10 protein-coding genes are annotated in these 11062 nt (G+C 72.3%); 9 read left to right on the forward strand and 1 reads right to left on the reverse strand.

Features of this window, described 5'->3' with window-relative positions:
* Positions 1–185 precede the first annotated feature (185 nt).
* From MXD95_RS06180 to MXD95_RS06220, 9 genes are all read left to right on the forward strand, one after another.
* Positions 186–701, forward strand: coding sequence for a SigE family RNA polymerase sigma factor (locus MXD95_RS06180; protein WP_250639572.1), 516 nt, complete (start codon positions 186–188; stop codon positions 699–701).
* Positions 701–1579, forward strand: coding sequence for a hypothetical protein (locus MXD95_RS06185; protein ID WP_250639573.1), 879 nt, complete (start codon positions 701–703; stop codon positions 1577–1579). The genes MXD95_RS06180 and MXD95_RS06185 overlap by 1 nt, the downstream gene beginning before the upstream one ends.
* A 119-nt stretch (positions 1580–1698) precedes the next feature.
* Positions 1699–2382 (forward strand): hypothetical protein, encoded by a 684-nt coding sequence (locus MXD95_RS06190; protein ID WP_250639574.1) that lies wholly within the window; start codon positions 1699–1701, stop codon positions 2380–2382.
* 312 nt (positions 2383–2694) lie between these two features.
* Positions 2695–3114 (forward strand): helix-turn-helix domain-containing protein, encoded by a 420-nt coding sequence (locus MXD95_RS06195; RefSeq protein ID WP_250639575.1) that lies wholly within the window; start codon positions 2695–2697, stop codon positions 3112–3114.
* A gap of 42 nt (positions 3115–3156) precedes the next feature.
* A complete protein-coding gene (locus MXD95_RS06200) occupies positions 3157–5529 on the forward strand; it encodes a WD40 repeat domain-containing serine/threonine protein kinase (RefSeq protein ID WP_250639576.1) in 2373 nt (790 codons plus the stop codon).
* A gap of 399 nt (positions 5530–5928) precedes the next feature.
* Entirely contained in the window at positions 5929–6594 is a 666-nt protein-coding gene (locus MXD95_RS06205) for a response regulator transcription factor (RefSeq protein ID WP_250639577.1), read from the forward strand.
* Position 6595: 1 nt separating this feature from the next.
* On the forward strand, positions 6596–8551 hold the full coding sequence (locus tag MXD95_RS06210) for a sensor histidine kinase (RefSeq protein ID WP_250639578.1): 1956 nt from the start codon (positions 6596–6598) through the stop codon (positions 8549–8551).
* Complete coding sequence (locus tag MXD95_RS06215) at positions 8551–9486, forward strand: TAXI family TRAP transporter solute-binding subunit (RefSeq protein ID WP_250639579.1); 936 nt, start codon at positions 8551–8553, stop codon at positions 9484–9486. The genes MXD95_RS06210 and MXD95_RS06215 overlap by 1 nt, the downstream gene beginning before the upstream one ends.
* 187 nt (positions 9487–9673) lie before the next feature.
* Positions 9674–10177 carry a pilus assembly protein TadG-related protein gene (locus tag MXD95_RS06220; protein WP_250639580.1) on the forward strand — a complete coding sequence of 168 codons (504 nt, stop codon included), beginning with the start codon at positions 9674–9676 and terminating at the stop codon, positions 10175–10177.
* Here the strand turns inward: MXD95_RS06220 and MXD95_RS06225 are convergent.
* On the reverse strand, positions 10119–11062 hold a 944-nt coding region (locus tag MXD95_RS06225), incomplete at its 5' end, for a hypothetical protein (protein ID WP_250639581.1). The two genes, MXD95_RS06220 and MXD95_RS06225, sit on opposite strands and share 59 nt — an antisense overlap.

The following is an 11062-nucleotide window of genomic DNA, read 5'->3' on the forward strand; positions in this document are numbered from 1 at the left end:
CCCCCCCCCCCCCCCCCCCCCCCCCCCCCCCCGCCCCCCCCCCCCCCCCCCCCCCCCCCCCCCCCCCCCCCCCCCCCGCCGACGTGTACACGGCGGCGACGTTTTTGCCGCCGGCCCGTGTACCCGGCAGATCCGCCTGCAAAGCGGTAGCGGGCCGCGCGGGCCCCATCGATAGGGGCAACTCGATGGACGTGGCGTCCTACGGGTCGTTCGAGGATTTCATCACCGCCTCGGCCGACCATCTGATGCGGACAGCCTTATTGCTGACCGGCAACAGCCATGCGGCCGAGGATCTCCTCCAGGGGGCGCTGGAACGTACCTACCGGCGTTGGGACGGGGAACGAATCCTCACGCCGGAGGCCTACGTCCGACGGGTGATGGTGAATGCCGCCTCGAGCCGGTGGCGTGCCCGGCAGTTCCGAGAGGAACCGCTGGAAGCGGCGGGCGATCCGCCCGGTGTGGACGCCGGGCCGGATCTGGCGCTGCGGGACCAGGTACTCAGGGCGTTGCAGGAGCTGCCGGCGCGGCAACGTGCGGTGGTTGTCCTGCGTTACTACGACGATCTGCCGGAGGCGGCGGTGGCCGAGATCCTCGGTTGCAGCGTCGGTTCGGTGAAGACGCACGCATCGCGGGCGCTGGCCCGGCTGCGGGCGAGCCGGCACCTCGGGGACATTGGCGTGCGAAGCGACGGGAGACGTTGATGCCAGGCGACGATGCTCCTCCCGACGTTTCCTCCGGCCGGGGTGCCCATCCTGGCGCCGACTCCCGGAAATCCTCCGCCGCGGACCGGGCCTTCGAACGGGTGCTCCGTGACCTGCTCGAGCAGTCCACCGCGACCGTCACGGCACCACCTGGCCTGGCCGCCCGCGTTCTTGCCGGCGCGAGGCCACGCAGGCAGGAACGTCGCCGGTGGCTCATGCTCACCGCGGCGGCGCTGGCCACGAGCACGGTGGTCCTGGGTGCTCTGGTCTTCGGCCGGCACCTTGCCGGCGGCAGTGGGGATACCGGTGGCGCGGCGAGCGTCATCGCGCCGGCTACCGGAAGTGCCCGGCCCGGCCCGGCCGCCACCGTGCGCCGGTCACCGTCCATGCCCCGGCCCGGCGGGGCGGACTCGTCGCCAGCCGGGCCCTCGGCGGGCTCACCCCTGACGTACGGCGTCCCGGCAGGCGGCTCCTCGGCAGGCTCGTCCGGGCCGGCTGGCAGCCCGGCGACCGGCGTCGCGCAATCGGACCAGGCGGCCGCCAGCGAGATCACGAAGGCTTTCACCGAGGCGTTCGACGCCGACGAGAACGTCGACGACGGGCTGGCCTATGTGGAGAACGGTTCGACGTTCCATGACATGACCGTGCGCTTTGGGCAGCGCTATCCGGGACTCGTCGGCAATCTGAAGGTGCGGCTCGAGAACATCAGTCTCGTCGACGGCGACCACGCCACGGCGACCATTATCCTGAACCACACCGATCCCAAACTCGGCGCGCAGTGGGGATACGAGATCAGGCGGGACGTGACCGCCATCCGTATCAAGGGCCGCTGGCTGGTGAGCGCCAGCACCTACTCGTTCCTCGTCGGCACCGCCTGACCGTCCCGCCGAGAACCAGCAGGCGGAACATCCGCCTGCGTCCAAGGGCCGGGGGCGCAAGTCGGCCTTGACGAGCCATCGAGTAACCTCCGTTCGCACAGTGGATTCGGGGGGAAAACATGAATGACATGCGTCCACCGGACGGCCGTTCCGGCTACGACCAGCTCATGACCCGGTGGAACCAGTGGCTGTCCCGCCGCCTGACCCGGCCGCGGATCGCCGCCGGGGCGGTGCTGTTCGTCGTGCTGGTGACGGTCGTCGCGCTGCTGTCACCGTCGTCGAAAAAGTCGGCGGACCCGACGGTGGCCGCCGCGGCCAGTGCGCCGCTCGCCGCTACGGTAAGCCCGTCGCCCGGTCCCGCCACCGCAGTCCCGTCACCGTCGCCGGCCGCCGCGACCGTGGCCGCCGCATCGCTGCCGGCCACCGTGCCGACGGCCGGTGTTCAGGGTCGGACGGCGGCCCCGGCGGCCCCCGTCCTCGCCACCCACGCGGCACCCTCGGCTGCCGCCGTGCCCGCCCAGACCGCAGCCGTGCCGGCGCAGGCAGCGCGGCCGGCGCGGGCGCCGGTGCCGGCGGCTCAGGCCCAGGCAGCGGCCCCTGCGGCTGCCGTCGCGCCACCCGCGAACAATCCGCCGGCGCAGGCTGCCGCGGCTCCTGCCTGCCAGCCGTTGACAAATGGCGGGAAGTGCTACGCGCCCGGTCAGCTCTGCCGCAATTCCGATCATGGCGTGCATGGGGTTGCCGGCAACGGCGAGGCGATCGTCTGCACCGACAACAACGGCTGGCGGTGGGAACCGGCGTAAACCCGGTCCTTGATTCGTCGTATCGACACCGCACGGTCGGGCCATCCGCAGGCGTCAAGATGCCGGATCCGATGTGCTGAGCCGGTCCGGATACCGAGCGGGTGGGGATTCCTTTGCCGGCTAATGGCCGGGCGGCGGGCGGCCGTACCGGGAGGAGAGCGCCTGGTGGTGGTGTCCGAATTCCGACGACGCCCGCTTCTGTATGCGGATCGGGCGGACGTCCGGATAAAGTCGACGGGACGCGTGGCCGGGAAGCAGGGGGACGGCTGTCTACGGGGGGCGGCTGGCCGGGCGCGCGCCAAGGAGATGACCATGGCTCGACCGGAAAGTCCGCTTCCATCTGTGCCCGGGCCCGTCCGCGACTTCGCGGCGGCGTTGCGCGAGCTGCGTCAACAGGCCGGTGCGATTCCCTATCGGCAGCTCGCGAAGGCCGCTCATTTCTCCCCGGCGCATCTTGCCCGGGCCGCCGACGGCCGTGCGCTGCCTCGCTGGGAGGTGGCCAGTGCCTATGTCCGTGCCTGCGGGGGAAATCTCGACGAGTGGCAGGAGCGCTGGCGGGCGGCCAGGGTCGCCAGCAGGTCCGAGCCGCCGCCCGTTCTTCTACGGGTCCCGCGCATGCGTCTCGGCGACCCGGTCCAGGCAGGCCGGCCGGTGTCGGCCGGAACTGTCTCCTGCGGACAGGATGGGGCAGGTTGCTGCCGCAGTGTGAGCGGCGTGAGGAGGCGGCCGTAGACTCACGCCTTGTGCTGGGAGGAAAAGGCACAATAACGGCAGGTGTCCGGGAGCATCGCCCCCGCCGGGGCGGGTTCTGTCGGGGTGCCGCTCGTGCTCGTTGACCGCGGGCTGGTCGCCGATGCGTTACCCGGCTACCAACTGGGTGATCAGATCGGCTCCGGAGGATTCGGGCTGGTGCTCGCCGGTTGGCAGACCAGCCTGCAGCGCGATGTCGCCATCAAGGTGCTGGCCGCGGGTGGCGGCCCGAGGTTCGACGCCGCTGCCAGTGCCGAGGCGCGCATCCTCGCCGGGCTTGACCATCCGCATATCGTACGCGTGTTCGATTACTGTGAGGCCGCGGGGCTGCGGATGATCGTCATGGAGCGACTTGCCGGCGGCACACTCACCCAGCGTCGGGCAACACTGGGCCCGGACGCTGTCTGCGCCGTGGGGCTCGCCGTGGCGGATGCCCTGAGCTGCGCGCATGCCAGGGGTGTTCTGCACCGTGACATCAAGCCGGACAACGTCATGTTCGACACCTCCGGCGTACTGAAGGTGGTCGACTTCGGTATCGCGAAACTGGTCGGTAGCACGCCGGTGACCGCGAGCGCCGTGGTCGGCACACCGCTGTTCATGGCCCCCGAGCAGCTGGCCGGCGGACGGCTCGGCCCGGCGACGGACCTCTACGGACTCGCGATGCTGCTCCACTTCCTGCTCGCCGACCGCCCGGACGACGGCGTGACGGTCCCGTTCGGATCTCCCGCGGCCTGGGCGGCACCGCCGCGGCGGCCCTCGCCGCGGCCGCTTTCGCCGCCGCCGGACTCGCGGCAGCCGGTCTCACCGGGTCCGCGCTCGCGGGGCTCGATGTCGTCGCCGGTCCGGCCTGGACCGACCACGCCCGGACCGCTGCCACCCGAGGTGCCTCAGGGGGTCTCGGACGTGATCTTCGCGGCCCTGGCCCCTGACCTGGGGGACCGCCCGGACTCCGCGCATGTGTTCGCCCTGGCGCTGGCCCGTGCGGCCGCGGACGCCTACGGACCCACCTGGATCGCGCGGTCCGGGATCCCGATCCGCCTCAGTGACGACGTTCGGGCCGCCGCCGAGCGGCCCTCCAGACACGCCTGGGAATCCCTGGCGATGGTCGGCGAGACCGCATCGCCCCCCGGGACGTCGAAGAGTGCGCTCACCGACCCGCGGCCAGCCGACCAAAGGCCGGCCAACACTGATCAAATTGGCGGGGCTGGTGAGGCTGGTGAAACGGCCGAGGGGGCCAGTAAAGCCGGCAAAGCCGGTGCCGCGCGGCGTCGAGCCGGGACCAGGCCCTGGCGGTCGGGGCGTAACCGGCGCTGGACGGTTCGCGTGGGCGCTGCCGCCGTGGTCGCGGGCCTCGCCGTCACGGGAACACTGTTGCTGATCGGGGCCGGCGAGAGCGACGGCGGGCGGGTGCAGGCGGTTCGCCTCATCGGCAAGCCGCTGACCGGCCACACGAACTGGGTGGCGGCCCTCGCGTTCGCACCGGACGGCCGCACGCTGGCCAGTGGCAGCAAGGATGGCACGGTCCGGTTCTGGGACATCAGCGATCCGGAACGTCCGCGTTCCCTCGGGTCGACCTCGCCGCCGACGGCAGGTGTGCTCAGCGTCGCGTATTCCCCACAGGGGAACACCCTCGCCCTGGGCAACTGGGATGGTACGGAGCAGCTGTGGGACGTGCACGATCCGTCTCATCCGCGCCGCATACCGGCCAGTTTCTCCAAAAGTGCCTCGACGGTGAACTGGCTCGCGTTCAACGCGGACGGCCAGCGGCTCTTCGACGGCACGCGGGCCGGAATCGTCCGCGCGTGGGACATGGCCGACGCACGCCATCCGCGCCTGGTCAGTCAGCTGTCCGCGGGGAGCTCCTCCGTCGACTGGGTGCGACAGGCGATTGATCCGATCGGCGCCTACCTGGCCAGCTCCGGTCAGAGCGGGGGCGTCCAGCGGGTCAGGCTGTGGTGGATGAGTGACGGGCCCGAGCCGCAGCGGACCGCCGATCTGGCGACCGGTCACTCGGGCCCTGTCTACGGGATGGCGATCTCGCCGGACCTGCGCACGCTGGCCACCGGCAGCAAGGACACCACCATCCGGCTGTGGGACATGACGAACCCGAGTTCACCGCGCCTCATCGGCCAGCCCCTGCGCGGCCACACCAGCTCGGTGTGGGCGGTCGCCTTCGCGCCGAGCGCCGCGCTGTTCGCGAGCGGCAGCTTCGATGGCACCGTGCGGCTGTGGGATCTGCGCGACCGTACGTCGCCGCGGCCGCTGGGCGGCCCGCTGACCGGTCACACGGACTTCGTGCAGGCGGTGGCCTTCTCTCCGGACAGTCGCCTGCTCGCCAGCGCGGGCCGCGACAACACCATCCGGCTGTGGCGCGTCCCCGAAGTGTCCGCGCACTGACCCGATGCCGGACTTCACTCCTGGATGCCTTGATGGGCGTGAAGGTTGTGCGTCCTCCTCGGCTGGGCTCGTCCGTTCTTGTCGATGTGGCGGCGGGGTTGGCTGTGCGTGCTGTCGCGGACAGCTGCGGACGGTGCGGGCGGCGGCTCTTCTGATCGCCGATCGTGATCGCCAGTTCCGATCTTTGGCGTGTGGTGGGTGTGGTGTGGGCTGGGGTCGGGCTTTCGGATGTTTCGCTGAACTTCGCGGGTTTTGCGCACAGCGGTAGCCGCAACGTGCCGACAGAGAGCAGATGTTGTCCCCCGACAGGCGTCCGCTCGCTGGTCTGGTTCGCGACGCACGTATCGAGGGTGGAGGGGCTTCCGCGGCGCACGTCGTGGCTGGAGGATCGAGGCGTCAATGCGTGTGTTGCTGGTCGAGGACGACCGTGGCGTGGGTGGGGCGATCAAGGACGTGCTCGACGCTCGTGGACATCCGGTCGAATGGGTGACCCGGGGGGCCGACGCGCTGCTGCGTCACCGGGGTGCCGACCTGCTGCTCCTTGACCTGGGGCTGCCGGACATCAGCGGACTGGAGGTGCTGCGCCGACTGCGGCGACTGGCCGCCACCCCGGTCGTCGTCCTCACCGCGTCGGGCACGAACGAGCGGGACATCGTCCGCGGCCTGCGGCTGGGCGCCGACGACTACCTGCTCAAGCCGGTGCGGATGGACGAGCTGCTGGCCCGGATGGAGGCGGTGTTGCGCCGCGCCCAGCGAGAGGAGGGAGTGCCGTCGGTCAGCCGGGTGCGGATCAATGGCATCGACATCGACCTGGACACCCATCTGGTCACGGTGGCCGGCGAGGAGGTGGTGCTGACCCGGATCGAGTTCGAGATTCTCGCGGTACTGGCCCGCAAGGCGGGCACGGCGGTCAGCCGCGAGCAGCTGCTCGACGAGGTGTGGGGCGACGCCTACGTCGCCGTGTCGCGCACCTTCGACGTTCACCTGTCGAAGCTGCGCAAGAAGCTCGGCCGGCCGAGCCCACTGCACAACATCCGCGGTTTCGGTTACCGGTTGGGCGACTGAGGTGCGTCGACGGCTGCTGATCGTGCTCATCGCGGCCGGGCTCGCGGCGCTCGCCGCCTTCGCCGTCCCGTTGCTCTACACCACCGCCGGTGAACGCACCGACCGGTTCGTCAGTCGGCGGACTGCCGACATCAACCGGTTCGCCGATCTCGCCATGACCGGATCGGACCAGCTCGGGCCGGAGATCGACGCGCACGCCGAGCTCTACGGCGACGCCGTGGCCGTCGTCGACGCCGCCGGCCATCCGCTCGTGCGCCGCGGTGACCTGTCCGACGGCCCGGAGGTCGCCCGGGCGATCGACGCCGCGCTGCGCAACCAGCGCCTGGCCACCCTGCCCGACCTGCGGCCCTGGTCGAAGGGCCGGGTGGTGTTCGCCCGGCCCGTCGGCAACGGCATCGAGGTGTCCGGGGCGGTGGTGCTGCTGACCAGCCGAGACCGGGCCGCCGCCGAGGTCGGCCGGCTGTGGGAGCGGGTGCTGTTCGGCGTGCTGGCCATCGCCGCGCTGTTCGCCACCCTGATCGTGCTGCTCGTGCGATGGGTGCTGCGTCCGATCACCCAGCTGGAACACGGCCTGCGCGCGGTCGGCAAAGGCGTGCACAGTGCCTACGTTCCCCCTCAGCAGGGGCCGTCCGAGGTGCGCGCCCTGCTCGCCTCGTTCAACCGGATGGCGGATGCGGTGACCGAGTCGGCCCGCCGCCAGCGGGCGCTCATCGATGACACCTCTCACCAGCTGCGCAACCCGCTGATGGCGATGCGGCTGCGGATGGACACCCTCGCCGACCGGGTGCCCACCGGCGCCCAGGACACCTACGCCTCCATGGTGGCCGAGGCGGCGCGGCTGCAGACCCTGCTCGACGGAATGCGGGCTCTGGCCGTTGCCGACGCCGCCGCCACCGAGCTCGCCGCGTACCCGCCGTCGGCGGTGACCTGCGACGCGGGCGTGATCGTCCGCGATCGGATCGAGTTCTGGTCGCCGGCCGCGCTTACCCGCGGCGTCTCGCTGAGATACCGGACCCCACCGGAATCCGTCCCCCTGCGCTGCACGGACACCGACCTGGAGCAGATCGTGGACGTGCTGATCGACAATGCCATCAAATACGCCCCGGGCAGCACTGTGACCGTGACGGTCGGTGCTCGCTGGCCGGCCGCCCGGGGCCGGCTCACCATCACTGATGACGGCCCCGGCGTCAGCGAGTCGGAACTGCCACATCTGACCGAACGCTTTCGGCGCGGCCGGCTGGACGTGCGCCCGGGTGGACCGGAGATCACCCCTGGATCCGGCCTCGGCCTCGCCATCGCCGAACGACTGACCACCAACCACGGCGGTCGCCTGATCCTCTCCCGGATGTCACCGCACGGCCTGTCCGTCGCCGTCGACCTGCCCGCCGGCCCCCGGCCAGCGCCGTCCGCGCCACCTGGCCCGTCCGCGTCGACCGGGCCGATCGGAGCACGGCCGCACCGGGTGGACTCGATCCGTGCCGACACCACCCCCACGGTGGTCCTGCCCGGCATGCGTCGCCGCCGCGCCCACCGCCGTGTTGCCTCCGGCCCCTCCACCCCACCGCGCCTGCCCGGGCTCGCCCACCCACCGGCGTCTGGTCCCGGCAGCCCTGAGCCCGCTGCCTCCCCACCGCCTGCTCCCCAACTACCCGCGCACCAGCCGCCTGCGCACCAGCCGCCTGCGCACCAACCCCCTGTCGCGGACCCGCCGCCTCCGGGCGGGAGCAACCTTCCGGGTCTGCGGCGGAGCAACCTTCCGGGTCTGCGTGAGAGCCACCTTCCGGGTCTGCCGGGGACCGATCGGCCGCGTCCCGGCCGAAGCACAGGGCCACGCGCCGACACCGCCGGCCGAGGCGACGGCAAGGAGGACCAAGCCGGCAAGGACGACCAAGCCGGCGGGGATGGTCCGCCGGGTGGGGACAGTGCGACGGATGGGTCACGAGGTCCGGGGGCATGATGGTTTCTCGACGGGGGATGCTGCTTGGCGGCGCGCTCGGCACGGCCTGCGTGGTGACCGCCGGACTCAGCGCGGCCTGCGGGTCCTCCGATCACACGATCTCGATCGCGGCCGGTGAGCCGGACGGGTTCTACATCGAGTTCGCGAACCTGCTCCGGCCCCTGCTCGACGCCCAGGTGATGCAGACCCTCGGCAGCGTGCAGAACATCCGGGCGGTCGCCGCCGGCACCGCCGATCTCGGGCTCGCGCTCGCCGACTCGCTCGACGCGGCCCGGACCGGCGGCCCGGCCTTCGGTGGCCGTCCGATGACGTTGTATGCGCTCGGCCGGGTCTACGAGAACTACATGCAGCTGGTCGTGCGCGCGGACAGTCCGGTGCAGACCCTCGCCGACCTCGCCGGCCGGTCGGTGTCGCTCGGCGCCAACGGTTCGGGGGCGGCGCTGTTCGGTGAGCGGCTGTTCGCGACCGCGGGTGTTCAGCTCGGCCAGGCCCGGCATCTGTCGCTCAACGATGCCGTCGGGGCCCTTCGGGACAGTCTCATCGACGCCATGCTCTGGTCCGGCGGGGTGCCGACCGCCGTACTGGCCAAGGCCGACCAGGCCTGGGGCATCCGCCTGCTCGATCTCGGCGGCTACGTCCCCGCTCTGCGTAGCGGATACGGCCGGTACTACAACGAGATCTCCCTGCCGGCCGGCATCTACCGCACCGTCGGCGCCGTGCGGACTGTCGGAGTACCGAACCTGCTGTTCACCGGGACGCGCACCGGCGACTCGGAGGTCCGCGACACGGTCCGCGCTCTCGTCGACCACGCCGGTCAGCTCGTGCCCGCCCAGGCCCGCGGCACCCAGTACCTCGACGTCGGCAATCTCATCAACACCGAGCCACTGCCGCTGCACCCCGCCGCCGCCGCGACCTACCGCGCCCTACGCGGTTAGCCTTCGACGCCGACCATTCTGGCGGCCGGTACCGTGCCGGCACGAGTCCGGCAACGCCACCGGTTCTTCTACAATGCGACCACCCCGGTAGGCACTCCGGCCGTGGGCGCGGTGTGCGCGTGGGGTGTTCGCGGTGGGTGCAGGTGTGCAGCACCTGCGGCATCCCAGGCGCGGGGAGGAGAACCATATGCCTGACCTGCGGCGAAAGTGGCAGGCCAGGTTCGTCGCGGGGCGCGGCCGGCCGCCGGGCGGAGCCCTGGCCGGGGATTCGGACAGCGGGACGATCCTGATTCTCACCCTTGGCTATCTGCTGGTCGCGGCGATGCTGGTGGTGGTGGTGACCGATGTGTCGGCGGTGTATCTGGCGCGGCGGTCGGTGGCGTCGGCGGCGGACGGCGCGGCGCTCGCCGCGGCGCAGCGGATCGACGAGACCGCCGTCTACTCCGCGGCGGGCACCCTGGACCGGCTGCCGCTCACCGATGTCGACGCGACCGTCCAGCGGTATCAGCGGCAGGCTGATCCGAGCGGTCGCACGTCCCTGACCGGAAGCCTCGTCGACGCGGCGACGGTCCAGGTGGAGGGAACCCGGACCGTCGACCTGCCGGTGGTGGGCGTGTTGGGGATCGGGCCGGTCACCGTGCGGGCCGGGGCGCAGGCACAGTCGGTGGTCCGCCCGCCCGCTGCACCATGACGCCCTGACCTCCACGGCCCGCACCAGCGCCGCCGGCTCGGATCCCAGCCGCGTCACCGCCGCCGGCCGAACCGAAGCCGCCGGCCGTAGAGCCGCCGGCCGAGCTGCTGCCGACCGTTCGGGCAGATCGTGTGACCTCGGTAGCCCCGGTCGCCCCGGTGGTGAGGCGCCTGCCACCGACTCCGAAGCGGGCGGCGAGAGCCGCGCCTCGATCGGCGTCGGGCTCATGGTGCAGCCAGGGCGCGGTGGCATCGACGAGGTCGTCGAGGCCCTCGCCGGTGCGCCGTTCGGACAGGTCCGAGACGTCCCGCACGAGGCGGGCCAGCCACTCGGCCGGACGCGCGGCGGACAGCGCCACGGCCCGGCCCGCGTGGTCGGCGGCCTCGTCCCGGTCGGGGAACTCGCGGGCCAGGGCGACGCGGGCCTGAGCCATCCGGACCGAGACGACCATCCCGGTCTGGCCGGTCCCGGTGACCAGCGCCGCCGCGCGCTCCAGATGGGGGGTGGCCTCGTCGGCGGCGCCGACGGTGGTGAGCGCCTCCGCGCAGGCGAGCGCGAGGTCGGCCGGGGAGTAGGTCTCCAGCGCGAAACCGGGGCTGCCGAAGGCGCTGTCGTCGAGACGCTCCATGGCCTGCCAGGCGCGGGCGACGCCGTCGCGGACCCCGGCCGCGTCGCCGGTGGCGGCGTAGGAGCTGGTGACGACCTTGCCGGCGATAAGCGCACGGGTAGCGCTGAATCCGGCGATGCGGGCGGCGACCCCGGCGATCTGCAGCGCGACCGCCGGGCTGTGCGGGCGGACCACGCGGGCCCGCAGGGCCAGGGCGCGGGCGGCGAGCGGGCCGTCGCCGGCAGCTCGGGCCAGCGCCGCGGCCCGGTCGGCCCGTG

The organism is Frankia sp. AiPa1 (assembly GCF_023243075.1).
Classification (GTDB): Bacteria; Actinomycetota; Actinomycetes; order Frankiales; family Frankiaceae; genus Frankia.

What these genes read in the sequence shown, in the direction of transcription:
- MXD95_RS06220 (WP_250639580.1), top strand. Translation starts at nt 9,674, where the DNA reads ATGCCTGACCTGCGGCGAAAGTGGCAGGCCAGGTTCGTCGCGGGGCGC.
- MXD95_RS06205 (WP_250639577.1), top strand. Translation starts at nt 5,929, where the DNA reads ATGCGTGTGTTGCTGGTCGAGGACGACCGTGGCGTGGGTGGGGCGATC.
- MXD95_RS06195 (WP_250639575.1), top strand. Translation starts at nt 2,695, where the DNA reads ATGGCTCGACCGGAAAGTCCGCTTCCATCTGTGCCCGGGCCCGTCCGC.
- MXD95_RS06180 (WP_250639572.1), top strand. Translation starts at nt 186, where the DNA reads ATGGACGTGGCGTCCTACGGGTCGTTCGAGGATTTCATCACCGCCTCG.
- MXD95_RS06190 (WP_250639574.1), top strand. Translation starts at nt 1,699, where the DNA reads ATGAATGACATGCGTCCACCGGACGGCCGTTCCGGCTACGACCAGCTC.
- MXD95_RS06215 (WP_250639579.1), top strand. Translation starts at nt 8,551, where the DNA reads ATGGTTTCTCGACGGGGGATGCTGCTTGGCGGCGCGCTCGGCACGGCC.
- MXD95_RS06185 (WP_250639573.1), top strand. Translation starts at nt 701, where the DNA reads ATGCCAGGCGACGATGCTCCTCCCGACGTTTCCTCCGGCCGGGGTGCC.